The 25,994-nt window shown below is 53.7% G+C and carries 22 protein-coding genes and 2 pseudogenes; 16 read left to right on the top strand and 8 right to left on the bottom strand.

What is annotated here, in order from left to right:
• Window positions 1-13: 13 nt before the first annotated feature.
• The 5 genes and pseudogenes from AC1DHT_RS12875 to AC1DHT_RS12855 all read left to right on the top strand — a co-directional run.
• Window positions 14-220: pseudogene (locus AC1DHT_RS12875) on the top strand (MFS transporter); the annotation flags it as partial.
• A 126-nt stretch (window positions 221-346) separates the two neighbouring features.
• Window positions 347-904: a polysaccharide biosynthesis/export family protein gene (locus AC1DHT_RS12870; protein ID WP_427530899.1), complete on the top strand. Its 558-nt coding sequence runs from the start codon at window positions 347-349 to the stop codon at window positions 902-904.
• Window positions 905-930: 26 nt separating this feature from the next.
• Window positions 931-2,049 (top strand): hypothetical protein, encoded by a 1,119-nt coding sequence (locus tag AC1DHT_RS12865; RefSeq protein ID WP_427536637.1) that lies wholly within the window; start codon window positions 931-933, stop codon window positions 2,047-2,049.
• A 20-nt stretch (window positions 2,050-2,069) separates the two neighbouring features.
• Window positions 2,070-3,620 carry a GumC family protein gene (locus tag AC1DHT_RS12860; protein ID WP_427536439.1) on the top strand — a complete coding sequence of 517 codons (1,551 nt, stop codon included), beginning with the start codon at window positions 2,070-2,072 and terminating at the stop codon, window positions 3,618-3,620.
• 74 nt (window positions 3,621-3,694) lie between these two features.
• Window positions 3,695-4,438: a CpsD/CapB family tyrosine-protein kinase gene (locus AC1DHT_RS12855; RefSeq protein ID WP_427536639.1), complete on the top strand. Its 744-nt coding sequence runs from the start codon at window positions 3,695-3,697 to the stop codon at window positions 4,436-4,438.
• A gap of 44 nt (window positions 4,439-4,482) precedes the next feature.
• Here the strand turns inward: AC1DHT_RS12855 and galE are convergent, their stop codons facing one another.
• The 3 genes from galE to AC1DHT_RS12840 form a co-directional block, all read right to left on the bottom strand.
• A complete protein-coding gene (gene galE, locus AC1DHT_RS12850; protein ID WP_427536441.1) occupies window positions 4,483-5,460 on the bottom strand; it encodes a UDP-glucose 4-epimerase GalE in 978 nt (325 codons plus the stop codon).
• Between the two features lie 87 nt (window positions 5,461-5,547).
• On the bottom strand, window positions 5,548-8,226 hold the full coding sequence (locus AC1DHT_RS12845; RefSeq protein ID WP_427536443.1) for a glycoside hydrolase 5 family protein: 2,679 nt from the start codon (window positions 8,224-8,226) through the stop codon (window positions 5,548-5,550).
• Between the two features lie 5 nt (window positions 8,227-8,231).
• Window positions 8,232-9,758: an O-antigen ligase family protein gene (locus AC1DHT_RS12840; protein ID WP_427536445.1), complete on the bottom strand. Its 1,527-nt coding sequence runs from the start codon at window positions 9,756-9,758 to the stop codon at window positions 8,232-8,234.
• 96 nt (window positions 9,759-9,854) lie between these two features.
• Here AC1DHT_RS12840 and AC1DHT_RS12835 point away from each other — a divergent pair, with 96 nt between their 5' ends.
• From AC1DHT_RS12835 to AC1DHT_RS12795, 9 genes are all read left to right on the top strand, one after another.
• Entirely contained in the window at window positions 9,855-11,231 is a 1,377-nt protein-coding gene (locus AC1DHT_RS12835) for an oligosaccharide flippase family protein (RefSeq protein WP_427536447.1), read from the top strand.
• Between the two features lie 127 nt (window positions 11,232-11,358).
• Window positions 11,359-12,450, top strand: a complete 1,092-nt coding sequence (locus AC1DHT_RS12830) for a glycosyltransferase family 4 protein (protein WP_427536449.1) — start codon at window positions 11,359-11,361, stop codon at window positions 12,448-12,450.
• Window positions 12,451-12,546: 96 nt separating this feature from the next.
• Window positions 12,547-13,503 (top strand): glycosyltransferase family 2 protein, encoded by a 957-nt coding sequence (locus AC1DHT_RS12825; RefSeq protein WP_427536451.1) that lies wholly within the window; start codon window positions 12,547-12,549, stop codon window positions 13,501-13,503.
• A gap of 8 nt (window positions 13,504-13,511) precedes the next feature.
• Complete coding sequence (locus AC1DHT_RS12820) at window positions 13,512-14,036, top strand: serine O-acetyltransferase (RefSeq protein WP_123425439.1); 525 nt, start codon at window positions 13,512-13,514, stop codon at window positions 14,034-14,036.
• Between the two features lie 49 nt (window positions 14,037-14,085).
• The gene (locus tag AC1DHT_RS12815) at window positions 14,086-15,063 is read left to right on the top strand and encodes a glycosyltransferase family 2 protein (protein ID WP_427536453.1); all 978 of its coding nucleotides are present in this window, start codon (window positions 14,086-14,088) and stop codon (window positions 15,061-15,063) included.
• Window positions 15,064-15,070: 7 nt separating this feature from the next.
• Window positions 15,071-16,006, top strand: a complete 936-nt coding sequence (locus AC1DHT_RS12810) for a DUF535 family protein (protein WP_427536455.1) — start codon at window positions 15,071-15,073, stop codon at window positions 16,004-16,006.
• Between the two features lie 253 nt (window positions 16,007-16,259).
• Entirely contained in the window at window positions 16,260-17,462 is a 1,203-nt protein-coding gene (locus AC1DHT_RS12805) for a glycosyltransferase family 4 protein (protein ID WP_427536457.1), read from the top strand.
• Window positions 17,459-18,646: a glycosyltransferase family 2 protein gene (locus tag AC1DHT_RS12800; protein ID WP_427536459.1), complete on the top strand. Its 1,188-nt coding sequence runs from the start codon at window positions 17,459-17,461 to the stop codon at window positions 18,644-18,646. Before AC1DHT_RS12805 ends, AC1DHT_RS12800 begins: the two co-directional genes overlap by 4 nt.
• Window positions 18,646-19,398, top strand: coding sequence for a WecB/TagA/CpsF family glycosyltransferase (locus AC1DHT_RS12795; RefSeq protein WP_427536461.1), 753 nt, complete (start codon window positions 18,646-18,648; stop codon window positions 19,396-19,398). Before AC1DHT_RS12800 ends, AC1DHT_RS12795 begins: the two co-directional genes overlap by 1 nt.
• Window positions 19,399-19,505: 107 nt before the next feature.
• On the opposite strand, the gene AC1DHT_RS12790 is transcribed toward AC1DHT_RS12795, so the two are convergent.
• The 5 genes from AC1DHT_RS12790 to AC1DHT_RS12770 form a co-directional block, all read right to left on the bottom strand.
• Window positions 19,506-20,060 carry a hypothetical protein gene (locus tag AC1DHT_RS12790; protein WP_427536463.1) on the bottom strand — a complete coding sequence of 185 codons (555 nt, stop codon included), beginning with the start codon at window positions 20,058-20,060 and terminating at the stop codon, window positions 19,506-19,508.
• 291 nt (window positions 20,061-20,351) lie between these two features.
• Window positions 20,352-21,458 carry a glycosyltransferase 61 family protein gene (locus tag AC1DHT_RS12785; protein ID WP_427536465.1) on the bottom strand — a complete coding sequence of 369 codons (1,107 nt, stop codon included), beginning with the start codon at window positions 21,456-21,458 and terminating at the stop codon, window positions 20,352-20,354.
• 84 nt (window positions 21,459-21,542) lie between these two features.
• A complete protein-coding gene (locus AC1DHT_RS12780) occupies window positions 21,543-22,685 on the bottom strand; it encodes a hypothetical protein (protein WP_427536467.1) in 1,143 nt (380 codons plus the stop codon).
• 34 nt (window positions 22,686-22,719) lie between these two features.
• Window positions 22,720-24,141: an undecaprenyl-phosphate glucose phosphotransferase gene (locus AC1DHT_RS12775; RefSeq protein WP_427536641.1), complete on the bottom strand. Its 1,422-nt coding sequence runs from the start codon at window positions 24,139-24,141 to the stop codon at window positions 22,720-22,722.
• 12 nt (window positions 24,142-24,153) lie between these two features.
• Complete coding sequence (locus AC1DHT_RS12770; protein ID WP_427536469.1) at window positions 24,154-24,462, bottom strand: hypothetical protein; 309 nt, start codon at window positions 24,460-24,462, stop codon at window positions 24,154-24,156.
• Between the two features lie 495 nt (window positions 24,463-24,957).
• Between AC1DHT_RS12770 and AC1DHT_RS12765 the strand changes: the two are divergent.
• Window positions 24,958-25,152, top strand: a pseudogene (locus AC1DHT_RS12765) (sulfatase-like hydrolase/transferase); the annotation flags it as partial.
• Window positions 25,153-25,324: 172 nt separating this feature from the next.
• Complete coding sequence (locus tag AC1DHT_RS12760; RefSeq protein ID WP_427536471.1) at window positions 25,325-25,993, top strand: ABC transporter ATP-binding protein; 669 nt, start codon at window positions 25,325-25,327, stop codon at window positions 25,991-25,993.
• Window position 25,994: the final 1 nt, after the last annotated feature.

Raw genomic sequence — 25,994 nt, 5'->3', positions numbered from 1 at the left:
CGCGGTGAGGTCGATCTGGTTCTCGATCCTCGGCGTGGCGCCGTTCACGCTGTTGCTGCCTCATGTGGACCTGTTCTGGACCCGTGTGCCGAGCGTGGTGATCGGCTTCATCCTGGCGTCGGCGTTCTCGGCTATCGTGGTCTACGCTCAAGAACAAGTACCGGGCAACGCCGGGATGATTGCCGGGGTGTTCTTCGGTCTGATGTTTGGTTTCGGCGGAAATTGGTAGCCAGGAAGCTCGAGGCGATTGCTGTTTGATCGTTGCTTTGGCGTCAAAGGAGAGGGTGTGTTTTCGCCCTGTTTCTATGTGAATCTCTGTGCATGCTACTTGGTCGGAGGGATCCTTATGTTGCGTTTGTTATTACCTGTGCTCTGCGCGCTGGTGGTCTGGCCCAGCATTACCAGTGCCGACGAAAAAGCCGCGGCTTATCTGCTAAGTCCGGGTGACGCCATTTCGGTTTCCGTGTGGGGCGAAGAGAAGCTGAAACAGGAGGTGCACGTACTTCCTGATGGCAGCATTACCTTCCCGCTGGCAGGACAAGTCGATGTTGCGGGGCTTGATGCCACTGCAGTCGCAAAGAAAATCGCTGCCAGGCTTAAGGAGTTCATACCCGATCCGAACGTGAGCGTTGTCGTCACGAGCACCGCAGGCAATCTCGTCTATGTGCAGGGTAAGGTGCTGAAGCCCGGCACCGTACAGATGTCAGGTCCAACTGCAGTGCTGCAAGTATTGAGCATGTCGGGCGGGCTCGACAAATTCGCCGACAAGGAGGACATCAAGGTCGTGCGCCGCAATGGGGCTAAACAAGAGATCCTGCCCGTCCATTACAGCGATTTGATGTCCGGGCGTGACATGTCCACCAATATTCAACTCCAGGCCGGCGATACGCTGGTCGTGCCTTAGCCTTGCGCGAAGCACTAAGGATTATCTTGCCCGTGCTGCGAACGGCTGGAGTTGCGACGGCCATCCTGATCTTGCCGTGCTCCGGTGTGGCCTATGCTGCCACTTGGCATTCAGCAATCGTTGTGCCTTCGACTGTCGAGTACGACAGCAACCCGGTGCTTGTTACGGAAAACAAGAAGGGTGTGACTCGTACGATCATCGCTCCCGATTACACGCTTGTCGGTACTTCAGACCGGGATCAGTGGCGGTTCGGTCTTGGCATGAATCTGGTGCGTTCGTCTGATACGTCCATCGTTTCGGACCGCGAAGACCCCAACGTGCAGTTAGGGTGGCAGCGCGAGACCGAGACGGGTGGTTTTGGACTCACGGCGAAGTATATTGAGAGCTCGACGCTCTCCACTGCGGTTCAAGCGACCGGCGTGATTGCCACCACCGATGGTACGCAAAAGCTAACCTCGTTCGGCGGCAACTGGAGTACCGCTCTCAGTGAGCGAACTACCTTGGTTAACGAAACCGACTACACACATGTCACTTACGACATTAATACACTCACCAACTATGACGAGCTTTCGAACCGCCTGAGCTTTAACTACGCATGGAGTGAGCGTGTAGAGCTATTCACGCGTTTTGGCGTGAAGCGTTATGAGCCGCAGCAGGGATCTGCGTTGCCTTCCTCAAACAGTTACACCCCCACTGCCGGCTTGAACTTTGAGATCTCCGAGCGGCTCAAGGGGGCGGTTTACGCGGGTGTCAATCAAGTCTCTGGCTCGAACAGCCGCCCCCGTGGCCAAGGCGGTTTTTCGTTGCACTATACCGGTGAGCGTGTTGATACAAGTATCGACGCCAGTCGTAGTACCGTCGCCAGCGGCGACGGCGGTTTTGTCGAGGTTGATAACCTGAACGGTACATGGAGTTATGCCCTCGACGACACCAGCCGTACCGGTTTTGATGCCTCATGGCAAAAAACCAAAGGGCTAGCGCCTAATACCCTGCGCAATGTCGGTGTCTGGTTTAGCCGGGAACTCTCGCCTTTTTGGGTGGCGCGCCTATCCTTCATGTACAAAGAACGCCAGCAAAATGGCTTGCCGGATGCCACCGCAAACGTCGTCGGGTTGACCTTGACCTATAGTCACCCCAACTTCTGAAATTCAGCTGGGTGATAAATATGACCTCTGAATACGAAATGTCGGTCAACGACTACATTGCTGTCATCAAGCACCATGCCTTGCTGTTGATCCTGAGTTTCGCGGTAATACTCGGCCTGAGCGTAGTGGTCGCGATCTCTATCCCGCCCATCTATGAGTCATCTGGCACTATTCTGGTCGAGTCTCAGCAGATCTCGCCAGACCTGGTGGCGGCGAACAGCAATACCTTTGCCGATGAGCGCATCGAAGTCATTCGCCAGCGCGTGATGACCCGTGAGCATCTGCAAGGGATCATCGACAAGTACAATCTTTTTGCTTCGCAAAGCAGGCAGTTGAGCGTTTCCGAGAAAATCGATGAAATGCGCAACGCGATTACAGTCTCCTTGGTCAGCGCTACCGTTAAGGGGCGCGGAGAAGTGACGATTGCTTTCCGTCTTTCCTTTGAGCACCGGCAGCCAGAGATTGCCAACAAAGTGGCCAACGAGCTGGTGACGCTGTTTCTGGATGAAAACATCAAGCAGCGCACCGAGCGCGCCAGTGAAACAACAGAGTTTCTGACGCAGGAGGCGGACAAGCTCAGGGTCGAACTGGAAGCTCTGGAAAACCGCTTGGCAGACTTCAAGCAAGCGCACAGCAACGCGCTTCCCGAGCATCAGGAGTTGCGCATGAATATGTTGTCACGCGCCGAAATCGAGCTCAAAGAGGTCGACCGTGACTACAAAACTGCCCGTGAGGAGTTGCGCTTCAATGAGTTGGAGCTTTCCGCAGCAGCGACCAAGCATGTATCGCCCGGCGCGGGGGTTGATAAACAGCAAGATCTGGGAAGCCTGAAGGCGGAGTACACCCGGTTACTGTCGCTGTATACCGAAGCCCACCCCGATGTGCGTGCCGTCAAACGCAAAATTGCTGCACTTGAGGCTACCAAAGGTGCTGGTGGTGCAGCGGCTTCAGTCAATCTGGACCTTGCCAAGGCTCAGGCCCGGATCGCTGCCGCAGAAACACGTATCAAGTCGCTGGCCGATCAAAAGCAGGAAATACTCAAAAAAATAGCCGACTACGAGGCGCAAATTCTTGAGACGCCGCAAGTCGAGCGCGGCTTGGTCACACTGATGCGTGACTATGAAAACGCTAAAAAGAAATACGAGGAAATACGCACCAAGGAAATGAGTGCGAAAATTTCCGAAAGCCTGGAGCAGGAAAACAAAGCCGAGCGTTTTGTTCTTCTGGAATCGCCATTGATGCCTGAAAAGCCGATACGGCCGAACCGTAAAAAAGTGGTCGCCATGGGCTTTGTTCTCGCTCCGGTGGGCGCTGGCACATTGGTGATGGTCCTTGAGATGCTGAACCAGCGCGTTCGCGGAGCTGAAGCCTTGGCCAGTGTGCTGGGTAGACGCATCTTGGTTGCGATTCCCTACATATACACCAGAGCGGAACTGGCACGCCGTAAGCAGTGGCGAACGCGATTGATCGTCAGTGGAGTCGTGCTCATCGTGCTCTTTCTGGTGCTCTTGCATTTCTTCTACATGCCTCTGGACCTTTTGATGTTTAAAACTCTGGGCCGGTTTGCATAAGGAATATAGCCATGGAAATCATCAAGCCCGATACCGAGAATTCCGAGCAACAGCCTTCGTCAAGTCTCGTGACAATGCCAAAAGCCATGACAGTGACCGGGCAGTCTGCAAGTCTGAATGCGCTGAGTTATGTGCAAACCAAAGTTGTACCGCTGCGGCCAGATCATCTCGAGCGCAATCGCATTGTGGCGTACAACAAGAATTCGAATATGGGGGGGGCTTTCGATCTGCTGCGTACGCAAGTTCTGAAAGTCATGGAAGAAAATGGCTGGCGCACGCTTGCTATCACCTCGCCAACTCCGGAGGCAGGCAAGACTGTATTGGCTATCAACCTGGCAATGAGTATCGCCCATCACACCACCAAGACGGCGCTACTGGTGGATTTCGACTTGCGTCGTCCGATGGTGGGTGCCTGCCTGGGTCTGCCGATGGAGAAATCGCTCAATGAATTGCTGGACGATGAAGCGGAACTGCAAGAGGTTCTGGTCAACCCGACCTTGCCGCGCTTTGTAGTCCTGCCGACGCGAAAGCCGATCCCTCTCTCCACCGAGGTGCTGTCATCGCCTACAGTGAGCGATTTGATTACTGATCTGCGCGAGCGCTACGACTCGCGTATCGTGATTTTCGACTTGCCGCCGTTATTGAGTTCGGACGATGTTATTACCGTCTTGCCTAAATTCGACTGCGTCCTGCTGGTGGTCGCCAACGGCATGAACAGCAGGAAAGAGATCGAGGAAAGCCTTTATCATCTGGGGACAGCCAATCTGATTGGCACGGTACTAAACAAAGCCGAGCGCCCAAGCCGCTCTTACTACTAGAGCGTCACCCTCAGGTGTTCGGCGTTATGCAACAGCGCCGACTTTCAGTGCCAAGGGTACTTCTGCTCCCAGCTCCAGGCGTGCGCCACTATCTGCTCAAGTGAGGCAAATTGCGGTTGCCAGCCAAGTAATGTGTTGGCCATGCGGGGGTCGGCCACAAGGCGTGGTGGATCGCCGGCGCGGCGTGGCGCTTCGCTCACGCAGATATCCTGGCCGGTCACGGCGCGTGCAGTGTCTATGACTTGTTGTACTGAGAAACCTTGACCGTTTCCGAGGTTCAAAGCCGTGCTTGCACCACCTGCCAGTAAATAATTCACGGCAAGTGCATGAGCTGCAACGAGGTCGACAACGTGGATGTAGTCGCGAATGCAAGTGCCGTCAGGTGTGTCGTAGTCACGGCCATAGACGGTGATGGTTGTGCGCCGACCGGAGGCCGCTTGCAGTATCAGTGGCAGCAGGTGGGTTTCCGGTTCACGGCGTTCACCTAACTGTCCTTCAGGGTCTGCTCCGGCGGCGTTGAAGTAGCGCAGGCAGACCGATTTGAGCCCGTATGCACGGTCGAAATCTTCAAGCATCTGCTCCACCATCCACTTGCTGCGACCATAAGGGTTGATCGCGGCCTTGGGATGCTCTTCGTCGATAGGTACATACACCGGGTCGCCATAGATGGCTGCGGTCGAGGAAAAAATGAAGTTTTTAACCCCGGCACGAACCACGGCTTGTAGCAGCGTCAGGGTTCCAGCCAGGTTGTTTTGGTAATACTTGGCAGGTTCAGTGACGGATTCGCCCACCTGTGTAAATGAGGCGAAGTGGAACACGGCATCAAAGTGCTGTCCCGCAAACAAGACGTTCAGGGCTTGTGCGTCGGCGATGTCCAGTTCGACCAATCTCCCGCCCATCAATGCGCCGCGATGGCCTGTTGAAAAGTTGTCTGCCACCACCGGTTCGTGACCTGCACGCAGTAGTTGCTTGACCATATGCGAGCCGATATAGCCTGCGCCACCAACAACCAAAAATTTCATCCTGATCTCCTGGAAACTGTTGCTGTGCAAGCACAGATTGGAACGCCAGTTCGATCCGCCTGATCATTACGTTAAAAGACAGGTTAGCTAATGAGTTGCCAGCGCGCTGGATGATGCTGTATTGACAGGGCCTGGCTGTGCGTTGCCTGAGGTTGTGGCTTGCGCGACGGCTTTTTTCAAAAACAACCAGTTCGACGCCTGCAAGCCGTCGAACTTGATCGTATAGCGTCCATCAACGTAGGTGGCGGGTAGCTTGTTCATTTGTCCAGGGATGCCGTGGGTGAACAGTGTCAAGCCTTGCGGCGCCTGGATTGTCAGGGTGCCTTCGAGGGGCTCGACATAAAAAGGTGTTTTGCTGTCGTCTTTGGGGATGGCACGGGTACCCAGCGAAATCAGTAAATCCTGCGATCGGCCGACAGGCGCGTCGTCCAGGCTTTGCACCACCACACTGGCATTAGCGGTCTTCACTTGAACCTGGATATTGCCAAGGCTGATCGACTCGCCGCCGATCCAGCCGGTTGCTGCTTGGGTGCGGGGCGTATTGATGGTGTAGATGCCTTGTTTCCAGTTGCGCTTTAACTCGCCAGTGTCTGTCGTCGACTCGCTGGCATTGGCGTCCAGCAGCGACTGGTTGGGGTCATGAAACACCTGTGCATTGCTGGGGATAGCACTCTGCTGCAACCAGGGCAATTGCGGCGTCTGTGGCATGGCGATTTCCAGCTTGCCTTTCTCCATGGCTGTGCGCAGTAGAGCCGCGTTGGCGGGTGTGATGCGTTGGTTGAACAGGGTGCTGGGCGTCGGCGCGAAGACATAGGTCGTTGTTGCTTCGCGAACGTCTGCACGGCGATAAAGCAAGGCGGCGGCGGGCAGGGTGGCCAGCATTGCAGGGTCGTTATAGGCGTGCCAGTTGTCGGCAGTTATCCATTCGCCGGTTAGCGGCTCCTGGCTGTAGGCATATTGCATCAGCGCATCCCAGCCTTGGTGGCTGGCGGTGCCGGCCATATAGAGTGGCAGCGTGTGGCGGTCAGGTGTCGGGAAAGGTTCAGTGTTCCACTCGGTGACGGTCAGAGGTTTGCCTATGACTTGGCCGGCGGCAATCCAGTTCAGCAAACCGTCGCTGGTGAGCGGGTTTTTCTCTAGCTGCCCGGGGCCACCGTAGCTATGGACGTCGATCAGGTCGCCGGCGGTAAGGGCCGGTAGGGAGCTCAGGCTGTCGCCGCCCCAGCTACTGGTCGTGACGATGGGTACCTTCACTCCTGATTCACGTAGGTGCTGAATCATGTCTACGTTGAAACGTCGCTCCAAATCGTTGAGGAACAGCTTGGCGGGGCCAGGCTCCCAGGAGCGCCAGGTCTGGCTTGCAGATAGATTGTGCTGGTGCGCAAAGGCCTCGGCCTCGGCCATGTAGATCTTGTTGTGCTTTGGCACTCGTTTGTCTGGTAACAGGGCGTTGCCAAAGTGCTGGGTGACATCGTTTTCGTTGGTAATCAGTACGGCGGCGATCGCCGGATCGTCTTTGTAGGCGAGTCCGGTGTAGGTGTTTACATGGGTCAAATAGGCCTGAGCAAAGCGCTTCATTGCCCGCTGAATGGTGATGTTTACATAGGCATAGCCCTTCAGATCGGCGTTGTTCTGGCCATTCTTTGGCATTTCATCGAAGCCATAGATGTTGTCGTTTGCAGTCAAGGCTCGCTCGACGTGCATATCGAGCCATACATAAATGCCCTCGTCTTTGAGGCACTTGATCCACCAGTCGATTTTTTTCAGTGAGTCCGGGCTTAGTTGCTGAGTGTCATGCGTGAGGTTGCTGTCGCGAAAGATGTTTGGGCTGACCCATGGGGAGTCATGGTGGTGCAGTCGTACGAGATTGAAGCCGAGTGCCGACAGACGTTTGGCCTGCAGCTTGATTGCATCGTCTGGCGTACGAAACAGCGCATAGGCCGTCAGGTTAGTGCCCCAGAAGCGCGCTGGGGTGTTGTCTGCAAATAACAGTTGCTCGCCGGATACTTTGACGAAGCCACGCTTGCCTGCAGGTTTTTCGTGAGCGTTCAGAAAGGACAGATCGACCGGCGAGGTTTTCCAGTCGAGCGTGTCACTCGGCCAGCTCCTTGTATCCGCCAGCCCGAAACGCTCGGTTGTGGTCGGACCGAGTACCACATCGCCAGATAGGCTCAAGGTGGCTTTGAAATTTTGGCGGCCGGGTTTGATCGTGTTCTTGTAAAAAAAAGCACGCACCTGAGATTTATCACCGGGTTCAAAGTACACACTTGCCAGTGCAGGCTCAAAACGCATCTCGATGCGTCGGCTTTGTGTATTCCCCCAGGACCAGCCGCGGTTGTCGGGTAGCAAAGCCGGCTCACCCATTTCTCCATCGTAAAGGGCAGGATCGAACTTGAAGACGATGCCCCCGCCCATCACGTCCGGCATCATGCTGTGTGCATCCAGGGCAATGTTCAAGGTCAACTTCTGCTCGTCTTCCTTCTGAATCTGCGCAGTCACGTCGAAATCCAGCTTTTTGTTCTTGCCTGCAAGGGAGTAGCTATAAGGGGAGTTCACTTTGAATGCGGTCGGCAAATCCGTCCATTCCCAGTTGCTCCCCCAGAAGGCGAATGAAGAAGAAACTACAGGGTTGCCACCGCGCGCCAGCATTGGCAGACCGCTGCGCTCATCCACGCTGGAGACCCAGTCCGACGCCCAGGTGCTAAACGGCCAAACAGCAAGGAGAACCACTAGCAGCATATGGGCGCGGTGAACAAAAGAGGCCATGAGCGTTACCAGGGTTGAAGGTTGGCGCTCGCAATGCTTGCAGTCTCAGTGCGCTTGAGCCTGCGCACCATCTGAGCATAGGCCACACCCAGTCCGGCCACCGACCAATACACCACGGGGATCACCGTGATACTGCTAACGGTAAAGATGGTCACCAGTATCCCGGCCAGTACCGCCAGCAGCGCACGTCCGAGTCGGCGCGCCTCATCGTCTTTGTAGGGGACCGAACGCATTGCTCTGCGGATGCTGAGCAGCACAGTGGCGAAAAAAACCACGAATAGCGTCAATCCGATCAGGCCGATGTCCAGCGCCAGGGCGATATAGGTATTCACAATATCGATGATGCCCTCGCCCTGAATCATGGACTGCATCTCAGGAGTGTTGCGGTAATCGAAAGAGCCCAGCCAAGGGTTGCGCTGGATGACGATCACTGAGTTATCAATCAAGCGCTGCCGGTACGTGATGTTCTCTACGTCTACCGTACCGATGAACGGTAGTAGATCGAGGAATTTTTGCCCGCCAGGCACGATGGCCAGCAGGGGAAGGGCGAGCACCCCGGCGATTGCCAGAAGCATCAGGCGTTTGACAGCTTTACGGCCGGTGGCGATGAACACGGTGATCATGACGGCCGTACCGATCCAGGGGCCACGCGACAGCGGTGCAAACAGACCGCCAGCCAGCAAGAGCGCGCCGAGGCATTGCTGCAATCGGCTGCGTACGCTCTCGTGCAAGAACAGGTAAAAGCCGATGGCCACGCTAATGACGTAACCCAGTGCGATTGCCTGGCCGGTGGTGGCGCTGGCGCGTAATGAGTCACCACGATCCAGGTAGCTGGACATTCCCCAGTGCATGTCCAGGGCGACAATCAGCGCGTTGTACAGCAGCCAATGGCGGGCAAATTCGACGAGACCAATAAGCGCCAGCACCATGGCGGCGAGTACAAATCCCAACAGAGCATCCTTGAAGTCGCTGAGTTCCTTCAGTGCCCTGCTGGCAACGTAGTAAGGCAAAAAAACGTCTGTGAACAGGTAGAGCGTCTGGCGCAAGGTGTCGGTCAGCGTGGTGTCACGCAGGTAAAGCAGGCTCGTCAGCAAGAGGTAGGCCGCTAGCAGTTTGTCAGGCCAGGTGCGTCCGAAGCTCAGTGTGCTTGCTTGCCTGCGTATCCTGAAAAAAGCTGGCAACAACAGACACAATGCGAGCAGACGAATATGGTTAAGTGCAAAAAAATAGTTGATCAGGCCGAAGCCGGGAATCTGTGCCGGGGCCGGCGGGATGAGAAACAGCAGAAGGAAAAACAGTGCCAGAGGATTGCGTTCGCGTTGTCGTGCGACGGTCAAAATGATAGCGGCAATGCCCGCGTACACCCAGAAACTGTGCGAGACAAAGGCCAGTAGCGTCAATGCGAACCACAGATTGCGGCGACGAGTGAAGTCGTGGTGTGGGATCAGGTCTTCTGCTGGTCGACGCGCCAGGGCAAAAACGACGCCAGCTAAAACCAGAATGACGATCAGCGCGCGAAAGTGCTCAGGCATGGATTCTTGAACTCATGGATGGGTGAGCATCGGCTAGTGAGATGACCAATTGTAGCTATAGTAACGTGCGTACCATTTGAGTTTGGGGTTGATGTCATGCCTCCAATTGATTTATCGCCATCGTTGAGCCTTCGCAGGCGAGCGATATCTGCTGGGGCATGGAATCTGGGTGCGCTTGTTGCCTCTCAAGCAATTCGCTTGGGCGGCAACCTGGTAATGGCGCGTCTGCTGATGCCGGAAATTTTCGGCGTAATGATCATCGCCACCACCGTTTCGGTGGTTCTGCACTTGCTTTCCGATGTCGGTTTGCGCCAGAACATTATCCAGAGCCCGCGTGGCGACGATCCAGTGTTTCTCAATACCGCCTGGACAGTGCAGATCCTGCGTGGCGTTGTCCTTTTTGCTTCGACACTGCTAATCGCGGGCTTCACCTGGTTTGCGCAAGTCATCAATCTGTGGCCGGCCAATTCCACCTATGCCGCACCGGAGTTGCCGCTGGTGTTGGCCTTTACCGGTTTTACCGCGATCATCTTTGGGTTCCAGTCGACGAAACTCGACTTGGCCGTTCGCGATTTCCAGCAAAAGAAAGTGGTGCTCCTCGACTTTGCGTCCCAGCTTGCGGGCCTGCTGGTGATGCTGGGCATCGGTTACTTCACCAGGTCTGTCTGGTCGTTGGTGATTGCAGGCCTGGTCTCGGCCATGGTCGGCACCGTTATTGGTCATCTATGGTTTCAGGGCCCGCCTAACCGTCTACAGTGGGACCGCTCTGCGCTTGAAGAGTTAGTCGTCTTCGGCCGTTGGATACTGTTGTCTTCGGCAGTGGGAGTATTGGCCATGTATGGTGATCGCATCTGGTTCGGCGGCAGCATGTCGGCCACTGAACTGGGCGTCTACTCCATTGCGGTGCTGATTTTGGGCACTCTTCAAACCGCCGTGCTCAGGTTGGCCGGGGCCGTGGCCCTGCCGGCCTTCAGTGAAGCCTCAAGAAGTAATGACACCGCGCGGCTGCGCGTTTTGTATTACCGCTTCAGATTGATTTTCGATCTTGCTTTGCTGTTTGTCTGTGGACTGTTCTTGACCGTCAGCCCGCTGATCGTGGGTGGGTTATACGATGAGCGTTATGCCGCTGCCGGCACCATGATGGCCATTCTTTCACTTTCCTTTTTCACATTGCGCTACACGGTGGCGCATCAAGTTTGGCTTGCCTTGGGACTCACAAAGTACCAGGCCATGGATAACATTATTCGCATTGTCTCGTTATGGGTGCTACTGCCGCTGCTGCTGGCGATTGGCGGGGTAAAGTATGCGATTTGGGGTGTTGCCCTGCATACGTTCCCTACGCTTGTCCTGATTGTTTATGTCAATCGTCAGGTGGGGCTGTTCGATCTCAAGCGTGAACTGGTGGTGCTGCCAATGCTGGCGGTGGGGGCTGTGTGTGGAGAGTTAGTGTTGGGTGTTGCTAAATGGCTTTGATTCGATCGATGTCTCTTGCTGTTTCCAATGCTGTGACAGACCGTCACGATGTGTTGATTGATGGAAATTGCTTGGCTGGAAGTGCATTGAGTTTGAATAGGCTTTCAGCGGTTTTGGAGGTGATCTAATGAAAGTGACTTTTGTGTTGCCGGTGGTGAACATGTCGGGTGGAATTCGCGTCGTTGCAATTTACGCTAAGGCATTGTTTGAAATGGGTCATGATGTAACGCTCGTTTCCCCGCCTGCACCTCCTGTTCCGCTGGATAAGAAGATGAAGAATTTCATCACGGGTGAGGGGTTGCCGATAAGCGAAAGAAGTCCATCTCATTTAGACGGTCTTGGTCTTGATCACCGGGTGATAGAAAAATACAGGCCTATTGTGGATTCGGATGTTCCAGATGCGGATGTTGTAATTGCAACGTGGTGGGAAACGGCTGAGTGGGTGAACTCTCTAGGTCAGGCCAAGGGTGTAAAAGTATATTTTGTGCAGGGGCATGAAGTGTTTCCTTATTGCCCGGTGGATAGGGTGGTGGCGACCTATAAGATGCCTTTGCATAAGATAACCATTTCGAAGTGGTTGGCTGATGTCATGAGCAGGGAGTATGGCGACTCTGATGTTAGCCTGGTTGGGAATAGTGTCGATCATCAGCAATTTTTTTCCGCGCCGAGGGGAAAACAGCGTTGCCCAACAATCGGTTTTTTGTATCATGAAGCGCCATTTAAGGGGGTTGATGTTGCGCTCCAGGTAGTTTCTTTGCTCGAGAAAAAATTTTCAAAACTTAGAGTTATAGCCTTTGGAAGTGCTCCTCCGAGTGGTCTTTTTAAACTTCCAAAGAGTCTTGAGTTTCATCTTTCTCCCGATCAACATCGTATTCGTGATTTATATGCACAATGTGATGTCTGGCTCGCAGCAAGCCGGAGTGAAGAAGGCTTTAATCTGACGGCGATGGAAGCGATGGCGTGTAGGACTCCGGTAGTTTCAACGCGTACGGGCTGGCCGTTAGAGGCAATAGCTTGTTTCAAAAACGGCGTACTGGCCGATATTGATGATACTGTTGCCTTGGCTCATGGTGTTGAATGGCTATTGACTTTAGACGAGCAGGGGTGGCGTGCGGTTTCAGAAATGGCATGTCAAACGGTGGCTTCAAGTTCTTGGGAGAACTCTGCAAAATTATTTGAAGCGGCACTTAATGACGCGTGTGTGAGGAGTTTTTCTTAGGAACGATTGTTTTAAACGGGGCTTGAATGATGTCGATTTATAAAAGGTTTTGTAATCCGACGATGAGAGTTCAGCCGTTTCTTGGGGGGCGATCTAATGAGTAGTGTCCCTCTTGATGTGTTAGTGGTTAACTACAATACAGCGACGCTGCTGCAGCCCATGTTTAATGCGTTGCGCGAGTCAAATAGTGCAGATCGAACGCGCTATTTAGTGGTGGATAATGCCTCTGCCGATAATTCACTGGAGTGCCTGGCAACTATTTGTCCAGAGGCATTGCTGCTGGCCAATGAAAATAATGTTGGCTTTGGTCGTGCCAACAATCAATTGGTTGAGCACCTGCAGGGCAACTACGCGTTGCTCCTCAATACCGATGCCTTCGTTGCTGCTGATACCCTGAGCAAGACCCTCGATTACATGGAGGCTCACCCTGATTGCGGAGTCCTCGGCGTTCGGTTGGTTGGGCGAGAGGGTGATTTGCAGCCCTCCTGTCGCTATTTTCCGACGCCGTTGAATGTCTTCCTCTCGCGTACAGGGCTTGAACGCTTTTTCCCTGTGGTGAAGAGGGTCGACGACATGGACTGGGATCATGCCTCGGTCCGGGAGTGCGACTGGGTGCCCGGCTGCTATTACTTGATCCGCCGTGAAGTCATCGATCAGGTTGGCTTGTTCGACCCGCGCTACTTTCTTTACTACGAGGAGGTCGATCACTGCAAACGCGTTAAACAGGCCGGCTGGAAGGTGGTTTATTACCCGCATACCACGGTGGTGCATATCGGCGGTGAAAGTGCCAAATCGGTTGTCAAACTCAATGTGGTCAGTCGACAGATACCCAGGTTACAAATCGAAAGCGAGCTTTTGTACTTTCGCAAGCACCACGGTCTACCGGGTTTGGCCTCACATATGTTGCTGGTGAGCCTGGGGGACCTGATTCTGGCGCTCAAGGCTCTATTGAAAGGCCGCGGCCGAGCCGCCATAGGGGCGTGTTGGCAGCATGCTCGTGATACTTGGGCGTTGCTGCGCGATACCCAATTTGCTAGCCGACCAACACGGTAGGTCAACTTATGTTCGAAAATATACGTGCGGACTTGCGTGCATACGCTGGTGATTGGGCAGCTCAGGGGTTCTGGGTGATGCTGGTTTATCGCTTTGGGCGCTGGCGCTACGGAGTGCGCCCGGCATTCTTGCGAAAGTTGTTCTCCTTTATATACAAAGTGCTCTTCAAATTGGTGCAGATCGTGACGGGTGTCGAACTGCCGTGTGAGGTGGTGATCGGGCGCAACTTCGTCATCGATCATTTCGGCGGAATCGTGATCAGTGGATATGCTCAGTTCGGCGATGATTGCCGTATCCGCAATGGCGTGGTCGTGGGGCTCAAGAATGTGGATGAGCCGATTGCCCCGGTGATGGGTAACAACGTTGATATCGGTGCCGGGGCCAAGGTGCTGGGCAATATCCGCATTGGTAACAACGTCGTGATTGGTGCCAATGCCGTGGTGCTGACAGATGTACCGGACGACTCGGTGGCAGTGGGCGTGCCTGCAACTATCAAGAAAAGGCAGCGCGCAGAAGCAAGGGAATGCTTATGAGCCCTCCGGTGGACGATATCGAGCAGTTTTACATCGCTGAGTGAACTCAATGGCTACTGGTATCGGTGTCGTTGTTATCGGTCGCAATGAAGGCCTACGGCTTGAGCGTTGCCTGGCTTCGCTGGGCGGTGCGGCGCAGAAGGTTATTTATGTCGACTCTGGATCAACGGATGGTTCAGTCCAGATGGCACGGCGGCTTGGGGTCGAGGTGGTTGAGTTGGATATGTCGATTCCCTTTACGGCTGCGCGCGCGCGCAATGAAGGATTCGCCTGCGTGCAACGTTTATTGCCGGCGATGCGTTATGTGCAGTTTGTCGATGGTGATTGCGAGGTTGTCGGTGGCTGGCTGCCCCGGGCGCAGGCCTTTCTTGATGCTCAGCCTGAGGTTGCGGTGGTCTGTGGACGGCGCCGTGAACGTTTTCCACAGCGTTCGATTTACAACTTATTGTGTGATCTTGAATGGGATACCCCGATAGGTGAGGCCAAGGCGTGTGGTGGCGATGCGCTGATACGGGCTGACGCCTTCGCCGCAGTGTCTGGTTTTCGAGCGGATCTTATTGCCGGGGAAGAGCCTGAGCTGTGTGTACGTCTGCGTGCGAATGGATGGAAGGTCTGGCGCCTGGCTGACGAAATGACCTTGCACGATGCGGCCATGACCCGCTTCGGCCAATGGTGGCGGCGTACCCTGCGTGGTGGCTATGCCTTTGCCGAGGGCGCATTTTTGCATGGGGCCGCACCGGAGCAACATTGGCAGCGTGAGTCGCGCCGGGCCTGGCTTTGGGGCTTGGGTGTCCCGCTGGCGACTATGATCGCGAGTTTGATGCTGGGATGGTTTGGGCTGCTTCTGCTGCTGGTCTATCCACTGCAGGTGGTGCGCTTGGCTCGCCGGGGCGATAGATCAGCGCGCGAAAACTGGCTGCAGGCCTTCTTTCTGGTGCTGAGCAAATTTCCCGAGATGCTCGGGCAAGTCAAGTTTCTGTTGCACAGATTGGGTGCCGGCAAGACGGCGTTGATCGAATACAAGTGAGACGGCTATGAATGATTGGCTGATACTAAAAAGCGTGTTTTCTTTACATGCAGGGTATTCCTTCAGGGCATTGAAAAATAAGCTTGTATTACTGATTTTAGTTGGAAAAAACTGGTCCGAGCTAAAGTTGTTTTTGTGGCGTATGTCGAATGCCCTGGGCAAGGCCGGTTTTGAGAAGTTGGGAGGTGATTGTGTGGGTGTTGTTCATTGGCCGTACATCAGTAGTTGCTGGAGATCTCAGGAGAGACTTAGTGTGTTGGCCTCGCATTACGAAGTCGTCACAAAACGCTGTCCGCAGCTATTGCTTCTGGGACGAAATGACCGCTTGATGTTGAGTGACTTGTCGGAGTGCTCTGTGGGTTGTTCCTTGGTTCTGGATCGTCCGGTATGGTTTATGCGTGAAGGGGAGTTGGTGCTGAATTTGTTTCAGGGTGATTTGCGTATTGCATCAATAGCGTTCACCTTGTGTCGCACGGAAGTTGAGTTATGTGTTTTTATCGGTGCCGTTCAAGGGATACACAAAGGCGTAGAGAGTGACAGGTCTTTGGAAATTTATAGAACACTGACAAAAGATTTTGAAGGCCTTCGCCCAAGAAGTCTTCTGATCGAAGCCATTAAGTATATTGCAAGCAGTGTTGGTGTTGAAAAGATTTATGCGATAGGGGATGGATATCGTCATCATCGTCATCCGTATTTTGGCGCTGAAAAAGCTCAAGACCTGGCGGCTAATTATGATGTCATATGGTTGGAGCATGGAGCGATTCCGTCAGAGCGCGAAGACTTTTTTGAAATTCCCATGGTGTTGTCCAAAAAAGCACTTGATTGTATTCCTTCAAAAAAACGTGCCATGTACCGCAGGCGTTATGAACTTCTAGATGATATTTTTACAAGGATAGATAGTGTGTTGGTAGGCGGCTATGTAACTAACGCAAGCGCTCATTAGGTCGATATTTTACTGTGGGGTCTGATGAAATTGCAGCGGTTGCTCTTAGTCAGTTAGTGGGCGACACTGTTTTAATTATTGGTCTCTAAGTGTATATAAGGTACCGGAGCAAAAATTCCAGGTGGAGTATTGCTCGGAGAAAATGCAAGGATCGGAATAAACGCCGTGATGCTTGTTGACGTTCTTGATAATTGTACTACTGTAAAAGTACCTGTAGTAATAGTTCACTGCTACGACATCTAAGCTGGTTCCTATGCGTATCGCTTATTTGATCAATCAATACCCCAAGGTCAGCCATAGCTTCATTCGTCGCGAGATTTTGGCGTTAGAGCGCCAGGGCTTTGTGGTGCAGCGCATTGCTCTGCGTGGTTGGGATGCCGAGTTGGTGGATGCCGAGGACGTGTCCGAGCGCAGTAAAACTTCCTATGTGCTGCAGGGCGGAGTCAAAGAGCTGTTAGTGCCTGTGCTGCAGGTACTGCGCGCCCAGCCGCGACGCTTTTTTTCGGCGTTGTGGCTGGCGCTACGTATGGGCCGGCATGCCGATCGGCCCTGGCCGTATCATTTGGTCTATTTGTCCGAGGCATGCCGCCTGCTGTTTTGGTTGCAGGCGTTCGGCGCCGAGCATGTGCATGCGCATTTCGGCACTAACTCAACCGAGGTGGCGATGCTGGCCAATGCTCTCGGCGGGCCAGCGTACAGTTTTACGGTGCACGGCCCGGAAGAGTTCGACAAACCGCAGTTTATTCATTTGGGCGAGAAAGTCCGGCGCGCGGCTTTTGTCGCGGCTATCAGCTCTTATGGGCGCAGCCAGCTGTTTCGCTGGGTAGCTCATGCGCACTGGGCAAGAGTAAAGGTGGTGCATTGTGGTCTGGAGCGTGCGTTTCACGATGTACCTGCAGTTGCCGTGCCGTCCGTACCGCGGTTGGTCTGCGTGGGTCGCTTGTGTGAGCAAAAGGGCCAACTGTTGTTGCTTGAGGCCGCCCGTATCCTGGCAGCGCAAGACGTGGTGTTCGAGATAGTACTGGCCGGCGATGGGGAAATACGTGCGCAAATCGAAGCCCTGATTGCACTGCATGGCTTGCAAGCGCAGGTGCGAATCACTGGCTGGATTAGCAGTGAGCAGGTGCGGGCGGAAATTCTTGCGGCGCGGGCCTTGGTGTTGCCGAGCTTCGCCGAGGGCTTGCCGGTGGTAATCATGGAGGCCATGGCCTTGCGCCGGCCAGTACTGACGACCTATGTGGCGGGCATTCCCGAGTTAGTGCGCCAAGGTGAGAACGGTTGGTTGTTTCCCGCTGGAGCTGTGGATGAGTTGGTGGCGGTGCTGGCGGACTGCCTGGCGCAACCCGTCGAGGTGTTGCAGCGGATGGGCGAGGCGGCTTATCAGAGAGTGCTGGAGCGACACGATATCGATACCGAAGCGGTCAAGTTGGCTAATTTGTTTAGGGCGCAAGCATGATCACCTTACTTGATTGGCTGTTCAGCACACTGCTGGTGCTCATGGTCCTGCCGGTGTTGGTGCTGTTTTTGCAGGTGCTGTTGGCCTGCCTGCCTGTGCGGTTGCGCTCGTCGGCGCAAAGATCGCGGCTGCGGGTGGCGGTGTTGGTACCGGCATACAACGAATCCTCGATGATCGTCGCGACGTTAAATACCATTCGGCCGCAGTTGCTAGAGGGCGATCGCTTATTGGTGGTGGCGGACAACTGTTCTGACGACACGGCCGCGTTGGCCCGCACGGCGGGAGCCGAGGTGGTGGAGCGCAGCAATGATCAGCAGTGTGGCAAGGGGTATGCGCTGGACTTTGGGGTGCGTCATTTAGCGAGCGATGCGCCGGACGTCATGATCGTTGTCGATGCCGATTGCCAGGTGGGTGAGGGCTCTATTGAGCGTTTGGCAATGTGTTGCATCGACTCTGGGCGGCCAACGCAGGCACTTTATTTAATGCGTGCTCCAGCAGGTTCCGGGCTAAAAGTGCGGTTTGTCGAGTTTGCCTGGCGTGTGAAGAATCTGGTGCGGCCGCAAGGTTGGGCTTGGCTTGGTTTGCCCTGTCAGTTAATGGGTGCGGGAATGGCTTTCGTCTGGCGGGATCTGGCTTTGATTGATTTAGCCAGTAGCCACATCGTCGAAGATTTGAAGATGGGCTTCGATTTCTGCCGCAGTGGCAAGCCACCTCTGTTTTGCCCCGATGCCCTGGTGACCAGCTATTTTCCGCGCAGTGATGAAGGCTTAAGTATCCAGCGTACGCGCTGGGAGCATGGTCATCTCGGGGTAATCCTTGGTGATGCGCCAAAGTTGTTTGTAGAGTCGATCAGCCGGCGTAACTGGAACCTCCTGGCAATGACGCTGGATTTATTGGTCCCTCCGTTGGCCTTGTTGACGTTAGTGCTGGGGGCTGTTTTTAGTCTGTCATGGTTGGTGTTTATGCTGTATGGAGCTTTGGCTCCAGCATTAATCGCTTCTGCCGGGGTGGCACTATTGAATGTGACTATTTTGCTGGCATGGAGCCAATTTGGGCGCGAGATCATATCTTTTTCAGCCTTGTTGTATGCGCCGTTCTACGTGGTGAAAAAAATACCCCTGTATCTAGGCTTTTTGCTTAAGCGCCAAGTTGAGTGGGTGCGTTCGAAGCGAGATGACAATTAATGTGCGCTTTTGCTTGGCAGCACAACTGGCAAACGATTATCCAGAAACTCAGGGTGGTCAGTGATCTCGATGATGAGCAAGGATTGATTGATGCTTTATCCAAGCCTGAGGCGGCGACAGTACTTGGATTCGTCAATGCCTTTGCCATGAACCTGGTGGCGGGCAACACCGATTACTATAACGCGCTGTCCGCTGCTGACGTGTTACTACGAGATGGCTCCGGCATGGCTATCCTGTTTCGCCGACTCGGCTTGGTGCCGGGGCTAAATATGAATGGCACGGATTTTATCCCCAAATTACTGGCCGCGTTCAAGGGCCGTCGGGTGGCTTTTTGGGGCACTGCAGAGCCCTTTCTAGCGAATGCGGTACAGCGTAGCGAAGCGGTATTTGCGGTCAATGTAGTTTCTGCTCACCATGGTTTTGCTGAGGTGGATGCCTACATCGACCTTGCCCGGCAACTGCAGCCAGAATTGGTTGTGCTGGGCATGGGCATGCCCAGGCAAGAAGCCGTTGCTGCCAGGCTGGCTGCCAGCGGCGTGCCATGCCTGATAGTGTGCGGCGGGGCGATCCTGGATTTTCTCGGTGGCAAGGTTGTTCGGGCTCCGCAATGGGTGCGTCGTCTCGGTTGTGAGTGGGTATTCAGGCTGATGATTGAGCCAAAGCGGTTATTCAGTCGCTATGTGGTTGGTAATCCACTGTTCTTGTTGCGCACGCTGATCTGCAGAGAGGCGCCTACATTAAGGAACCCCTGAAAAAGACTTACCGTTTCTGGTGAAATACGCCGATCCCGTTGCACGAGTTTCCCATGAAGCAGATGACAGCGATCCGGGCATGGGGAGGCATTGTACGAAAGCACTACCTACACCTTCCGTCGGTTGGCAAACACGATAAATCCAAACAAGGCGGAAGAAAATAACCATGCTGCCGCAGGAAGCGGTACCGCACTCCGTTGATTGATATAAGAATTGGCTGTCCCAGCCAGACCTATACCCTGGACATGCCGACCAACCCTGAACTGACCATTGGCAAGCGCCGCAATTAAACTGTTGAATGAAGAAGTATTGGCGCACGGCCCAAGGAAGCTGAACCACTCGCCGAGAGTGTTGACCCTATTGTTAAGCACGCCCTGAGTAGCAATGCTCTGCGTGTCAGAATTACCGGAGAGGTCGGTGTGAAAGCCAATGGCGTTGCCACCTGGAAGAGACAAAGGCACGTCAATGCTGTTTCTGAAAATAAACCGCGCGCCACCCGCGTGCTCTTCGATCAGCATGCCTGATTGAGGCCCTAAGTCCTCGCCAGAGTTGCTCATGCAACTAGATTTATAGACCAAACTGGCCGCCTGAGCACTAGAAACAGTCGCAGCATTCAGGAGCATTAATAACAAAACGGAATTAATAAAAAGTGTCGGGTGCATAACATCGCCTCCCTGAGCAGAGGAGTATTCTTTTGTCGGACGAAGGAATCTTTATCTACTAAAATTGAGCATAGTAGGCACATGGCTGCTACGTCAATCGTACGTCGCCACAATAAATATAAATAGAAAGTCAGTGTAATTTCGTCAAGATAACGTCACAACAAACACGTCAGTCGTCAATCAAGCGGACTCTATTTGACCCAAGGCGCGTTGCTGATACCCAAATTGGCGTTTGATCACTCGGAATGGGGGCTGGACCTTGAGACGGGGAGCGTGGTTCAGATCAAGTCTTCATGAAGGGAATAGGTCTAGAGTGCGCTCAACCTCATCGGGGTCGATTGTAAAGCCATCGCCCTCTGGCGTTCCAACCACAAAGCCAAAATTCTGATGATCGCGATCCGTTAGGTACTTGTAATAACAGATGAAGCGATTCGGGGGCTGCAGAGCCAGCAGTGAGCCACCAGGCTGAAGTACATTGACACCATGTACGAGATGACTCCCCTCGACCCCCACCACGGTTTTTGCTCCAGCGCAGGTCGCTACGATGGTTGGAACATCGGTTTTCGAAGGGTCGATAATGCGAAAACCTCTGCGGTTATGCAGACGTTCAGCGAGTTCCATTTCATTGTGTAACAGTCGCAATTCACCGTTGCCGCCTCGCAGAATGAATACTCCGGGGTGAGAGCTGTACCTTACGTGTGACAGTAGTTTTTCACCCATCGCGCGAAAGCGTAAATGCCTATTTCGATTTTGACTTAGATCATCGAATATCACGAGCTCATGAAAAAACGCATTGCGCAAACGAACCGGTGTTATGCCAAGCCAGTCCTCATATTCGGGAGCCTGGGGAAATAGAGGAGACCCGGTGGATGGCGCAGTCGTCACCGGAACTCCTTCGTCGCATGCTAATGGGTAAGTGACACAGTCTTCCATCAGCCAGGAGCCAAACCATTGGTTTCCACCTGCTGTGCAGTAAATCGCCCCGCGCTCCATCTCGGTTTCCACGGAGATCTTTGGAAGCCAGCCAGATCTGGGAGATAAGCAGGATTTTGCGTTGCCCTTGTAGAGTGTTCCATCTATCAGCCAGACATCTTTAAGCAGGTGGCCCCGTGTTGGACCATGATCAACGCTGCCGATTCCTTCCATTGTACGACGGGGGTGTTCGTAAGGAAAAAAGCGTTCTTCCTCCCATCCTGTCACACGTTCGAGTTGATTGGGCAGGAAAAAAGCCGGTGGAGAAATTGATGTTTCGCCAGGCGCAATAGTCCAGCTTTTCACCGCTGCACTTTGCGGGATCTCCGCCGGCTTTCGCATAATCCGCGCTCTTACAATATGCCGATATGCAGCAAGGTTCCATGTTGTCCGGTGGCTGCTCGTTAACACGCGTAATTCCGACATATCATCTTCACTCTAATCCGCCTTACAAAAAAACAGTAAATGGCGCAAGCGCCTGAACTGCATTTTTTAACATCAGAACGCTGCTCAGGTAGATATGATCCTCTCCACAATGGGCGGGGACTTCAAATGAGCATAACGACTACGTAACCTGTCGAGAAGAAATTCGCTTGGGCTCTTGGCACAGTAGAGATAAATTTTGTATAGCCCGCCAAACCCCATGTTAATATAACGAGTCGCCACTTCCTCATCGTTTTGCCCGTCCGGCAAGCCAAGATGAAGTGTCAGTTTTTTTTCCTCGACAGCAAATAACGGTGTATGCCAAAGGAGTTGGGCTGCACCCACCTTGGGTAGTCGGACAAACATATAAGCGTGGTTACCCAGCGTATCAATATCACCGCCACGTCTTCTTTTCCATTCGAGAAGTCCGTCGTCGGGACGGGCCAGGCAAGTACCGATGTCATAATAGTCAAAGCCATTGTTTATTGCCCACTCAAGCTCCATGAATGTAGTGATCGAGTTGACTTCATTCAGCCTTTTGGCATCTGAAAAAACTGCCTCAGGATAGCCGGCACGTATCATGCTCCAGTAACGCTTTCCGGCCCGGGTAATTACGCACGCAAGTTGGCATGCAACAATTTCGTCTTCCAACAGTATTAGATCGAGCCGGCCGAAAGTCTTTGCTATCCTTAAAACTTCATGTGTGGCAATGTGCGAGGCGGCAGTGCCATGCCTTGCGATGGCATAGGGTTGAAGCATTTCCCTGTCGGCTCTTTCAATTTCGTCGTCCGTCAGCGCCTGCCTCATTCGGTAGCGCGACTGGTTCTTGCGTATGTTTCGACGTAACTTACTATCGTACCCCGCCGTGATATCGTCAATGGAGCGACCCAGCGGCACGATAGCACTCAGAAAGTGAGGCACATACAACGCGCCCAAAGTTGGCATTTCACTGACCAGAACCGTACGGTTCGATTTATCCGATTCCGATTTGCTGTCGGCCACAGGAGACTCCACCCCCAGGAGAACCTTGGCCATCTCCCGCTGTGCTCTCCTTCCCACATAGAGGATGTCGTAAGGACTGTCGTTGCGCAGTTTGAATCTGACAATCTCCCAGCGCCAGAAACAGGCTCGCCCAAGTATGTCTCGCAGCCAGGCTGCAGTTTTCCTTAGCTCAAATCGTATTGAGGGGGATATGAGTTTTCGGATCGGTACCGCTAAATACGCTTTCATTTTCGGCACTCTTTTTAACTTGCCTTCAGACTGGCTAATAGGCTCGCTTGCCGGTGAAGGCAAACAGCGTTCGCAGAAGAATGACGAAATCGAGCCAGAGCGACCAGTTGTTGATGTACTCAATGTCAGACTCAACACGCTGAATCATCTGCTCTATATCTCTCGTTTCACCGCGAAAGCCACGCACCTGAGCCAGGCCTGTGATGCCAGGCTTGATATTGTGACGCGCAAAGTAGTCTGCGATGCCAGGCGAGTACTGCGCATCATGCTGAATGGCATGCGGGCGAGGCCCCACCAGGGACATTTCCCCCATCAAAACGTTGAACAACTGTGGTAGTTCATCCAGGCTAGTTCGCCGAATAAAGGCTCCAACCCTGGTCATGCGCGGATCATTCTTTTCTGCCTGCTTGACGATGCCGTCTTTGGGCTGATGGACGACCATGCTTCTGAACTTCCAGATACGAAAAACTCCACTCCACCCCATGCGCTCCTGTCGAAAGAACACCGGTCCAGGGCTATCGACCTTGATGGCAATCGCTATAGCCACCAGCAATGGAGCCGCCAGAAGCAAGATGAGAAAAGCCAAGACTTTGTCCTCAAGATTCTTCAGAAACAGACGCATCCCCATCAGCGGAGTTTCAGACAACGTCAGCACGGGAATACCGGCAATTTCACGAACGCTGTGATTGATCAAACGCAGTGAAAAAATGTCAGGCACCCAATTAATAGCAATGTGCTTATCAAGCAGCTTTAAGTAAACATCCTTAATGACCTCCGAGCCATCCAGCGGTGTAACGAAATATACGGTACGAATGGAATGTCGCACGATTAACTTATCAAGGTCGGAGATATTACCCAGTATCGACAAACGTTGCGTGCTTTCTGAGCCCTCCTTCCCTCGAACATCACGCGACCCAATCAACACACAACCGACCACCCGTTCACCCAGCCAGGGATTATTGCTTATTTTCTGGTGAAGGAAGCTGGCCAGCTCCCCCGAGCCAATAATAAGAGCGGCTTCCAATTGATTCGGGTGGGTCAAGCGTTTCTTCTGCATTTCGAGTGTCGCCAGGTGCAAAAGCAACTGAGCGAAATATCCAATAATAAATAACTGCGCAACCAATAAGCGCGAGTACTGTTCACTTTGTTTGGTCAGAAAGGCCATGACAACGAGAAAACCAAAAGCGGCAAGCCACGCCTTCAAAAGTTTAAATGCTTTGACGGTGAATCCAACATTGCTTCGGTAAATAGCATAATGGTCGTACACGACGGCCAACGCCCCAAGCAGCAACAGGAGCATAATGACATAAGCCTGCGTTATAACGCCGATATGATAATCGATCAAATACCATGCAATACCGATCACAGCAACAAAATCGAGACCGGCCTGAATAGCGTTACTGGTACTGCTTCGTCGCTGGAGTATGGAGCGGCTACTGTTGGGTTCGAATATCATCATTAGACCTCATTAAATTGAGAATCCAAAACGCTTATCTATTAAATAATAAAAGGCAATGAAGATATAATTATTAATTAATTTGTCAGCGTTGAATGATCCATCGGCGGTGTACTGCAGCTTCGATGATTCGCACCACATTGGCAGCTCTCCTGGTGCCAGAGCCTTGAGCAAGTCGCCCTGAACCATCAGCGCCAGACCCTCCTCGTAATACTTGCTGGCCTTCTCAGCCGGCGAGGAGCAGGCCGCCAAGCCAACAGAACAGACTGCAAGGAGCGCGACCCAGGCGTCTTTGCCAACTTTGCTCAAATACATCTTCATCGAATTCACCCCCCCTTGGAGGTCAATGCGGAATATGAGCCGCCAGCCGTGATCTCACTAGCACGCCACTCACCCAGGAGATCCTCCCTGAAAGAAGCTTTCTACTATGTCGGGGTATAGCCCAGCGTGGACAAACCGTGTCAGCAAACTGACGTGTTCCTCATGTTGAAAAATGGTCAGGAGTTAGGCGATCTGCCATCAAGTGCCGTCAGACAGCGGCTCTGCCTGTGGTTGAGGCATTGCAGACGCTGTAAAGAAAACGATAAACGGTCGTAAAGCTTGAGTTACAAGGGTTGACAAGATGTAGGTGTGTCATTTTTGAGTCATCTGTTTTTTGACGCTTTTGCACGTTAGATGGCATTTCTTGCGCTTTAAGTGCGTGCTGATAGTGTCAAGAAATGGCCAGTCATCAGCGCCCACATCCGCCAGACGCTGGTTCGGCATCCAAGAAACGGTGTACCAATATCGGACAGTGATCATCAGCGCCGCGGCCCGCTGAAGGGCTATGACCTGGCGGTGATCGAACCGATCTACGGCAAGCCGCTGAGTCAGCCGAGCGACGATGATTTCACCTTCAACTATCGCTTCAATGCACGGCTGGGGGCGAAGCCTGCATGGTGTCATATCGATCTCAAGACCATTGTGATCCCTGACCAGGCACCATCGGCCGTTGCCGCCGCCATTCCGTAGGAGTTGGGGGGGAACACCGGTGCATACGAGCTGCCGAAGGCTGCGATCTTTCCGGGGGCCATCGGAACGTCAAAAGATCGCAGGCTGCGCCAGCTCCTGCGCGAAGGGGAGACTTGGGCGTTCAATCCTGTCCGCTATCCTTGATCTCACCTTCTGTTGAACGAGCGTTCCCATGCTTGAAGTGCACGGCGTGTTCAAGAGCTACGCCACCCCGCAAGGTCCGTTGGCGGTGTTGCAAGGTGTCGACTTGCACTTGGCGCAAGGCAGCAGTCTGGCGCTGATGGGCGAATCCGGCAGTGGCAAGAGCACCTTGCTGCACTTGATTGCCGGGCTCGACAAGGTTGATCGCGGCAGCATCCGTATGGGCGATCAGTGCCTCGAGCAGATGAACGAAGGGCAACTGGCAAATTGGCGGCGCACTGAAATCGGCTTGGTGTTCCAGCAGTACAACCTGATTGGCAGCCTGCGGGTCGAGGAAAATCTGGTATTCCAGGCACGTCTGGCCGGGCGTCATGACCTGCGTTGGCAGGCGCACCTGGTGGCGCGGCTGGGGCTGGGGGATTTACTCCAACGTTATCCGGAGCAATTGTCCGGTGGCCAGCAGCAACGGGTTGCTCTCGGTCGGGCGCTGGCGTCGCGTCCGCGTCTGCTGTTGGCCGATGAGCCGACCGGCAGTCTCGATGAACACACCAGCGACGAGGTGCTCGACTTGCTGCTGGAGCTGCTCGATGACAGCCCCAGCAGTTTGTTGATGGTCACTCACAGCCCACGGGTCGCCGCACGGCTGGCAGAAAAAGTGCTGCTGCACGGTGGACGCCTGGTCGACACAGGCCAACGCTGAT

This window comes from Pseudomonas sp. 05N432 (genome assembly GCF_056396945.1).
This window is presented reverse-complemented; position numbering and strand designations above follow the sequence as displayed.

What these genes read in the sequence shown, in the direction of transcription:
- AC1DHT_RS12870 (WP_427530899.1), top strand. Translation starts at nt 347, where the DNA reads ATGTTGCGTTTGTTATTACCTGTGCTCTGCGCGCTGGTGGTCTGGCCC.
- AC1DHT_RS12860 (WP_427536439.1), top strand. Translation starts at nt 2,070, where the DNA reads ATGACCTCTGAATACGAAATGTCGGTCAACGACTACATTGCTGTCATC.
- AC1DHT_RS12855 (WP_427536639.1), top strand. Translation starts at nt 3,695, where the DNA reads ATGCCAAAAGCCATGACAGTGACCGGGCAGTCTGCAAGTCTGAATGCG.
- galE (WP_427536441.1), bottom strand. Translation starts at nt 5,460, where the DNA reads ATGAAATTTTTGGTTGTTGGTGGCGCAGGCTATATCGGCTCGCATATG.
- AC1DHT_RS12845 (WP_427536443.1), bottom strand. Translation starts at nt 8,226, where the DNA reads ATGGCCTCTTTTGTTCACCGCGCCCATATGCTGCTAGTGGTTCTCCTT.
- AC1DHT_RS12840 (WP_427536445.1), bottom strand. Translation starts at nt 9,758, where the DNA reads ATGCCTGAGCACTTTCGCGCGCTGATCGTCATTCTGGTTTTAGCTGGC.
- AC1DHT_RS12835 (WP_427536447.1), top strand. Translation starts at nt 9,855, where the DNA reads ATGCCTCCAATTGATTTATCGCCATCGTTGAGCCTTCGCAGGCGAGCG.
- AC1DHT_RS12830 (WP_427536449.1), top strand. Translation starts at nt 11,359, where the DNA reads ATGAAAGTGACTTTTGTGTTGCCGGTGGTGAACATGTCGGGTGGAATT.
- AC1DHT_RS12825 (WP_427536451.1), top strand. Translation starts at nt 12,547, where the DNA reads ATGAGTAGTGTCCCTCTTGATGTGTTAGTGGTTAACTACAATACAGCG.
- AC1DHT_RS12820 (WP_123425439.1), top strand. Translation starts at nt 13,512, where the DNA reads ATGTTCGAAAATATACGTGCGGACTTGCGTGCATACGCTGGTGATTGG.
- AC1DHT_RS12815 (WP_427536453.1), top strand. Translation starts at nt 14,086, where the DNA reads ATGGCTACTGGTATCGGTGTCGTTGTTATCGGTCGCAATGAAGGCCTA.
- AC1DHT_RS12810 (WP_427536455.1), top strand. Translation starts at nt 15,071, where the DNA reads ATGAATGATTGGCTGATACTAAAAAGCGTGTTTTCTTTACATGCAGGG.
- AC1DHT_RS12805 (WP_427536457.1), top strand. Translation starts at nt 16,260, where the DNA reads ATGCGTATCGCTTATTTGATCAATCAATACCCCAAGGTCAGCCATAGC.
- AC1DHT_RS12800 (WP_427536459.1), top strand. Translation starts at nt 17,459, where the DNA reads ATGATCACCTTACTTGATTGGCTGTTCAGCACACTGCTGGTGCTCATG.
- AC1DHT_RS12795 (WP_427536461.1), top strand. Translation starts at nt 18,646, where the DNA reads ATGTGCGCTTTTGCTTGGCAGCACAACTGGCAAACGATTATCCAGAAA.
- AC1DHT_RS12790 (WP_427536463.1), bottom strand. Translation starts at nt 20,060, where the DNA reads ATGCACCCGACACTTTTTATTAATTCCGTTTTGTTATTAATGCTCCTG.
- AC1DHT_RS12785 (WP_427536465.1), bottom strand. Translation starts at nt 21,458, where the DNA reads ATGTCGGAATTACGCGTGTTAACGAGCAGCCACCGGACAACATGGAAC.
- AC1DHT_RS12780 (WP_427536467.1), bottom strand. Translation starts at nt 22,685, where the DNA reads ATGAAAGCGTATTTAGCGGTACCGATCCGAAAACTCATATCCCCCTCA.
- AC1DHT_RS12775 (WP_427536641.1), bottom strand. Translation starts at nt 24,141, where the DNA reads ATGATATTCGAACCCAACAGTAGCCGCTCCATACTCCAGCGACGAAGC.
- AC1DHT_RS12770 (WP_427536469.1), bottom strand. Translation starts at nt 24,462, where the DNA reads ATGAAGATGTATTTGAGCAAAGTTGGCAAAGACGCCTGGGTCGCGCTC.
- AC1DHT_RS12760 (WP_427536471.1), top strand. Translation starts at nt 25,325, where the DNA reads ATGCTTGAAGTGCACGGCGTGTTCAAGAGCTACGCCACCCCGCAAGGT.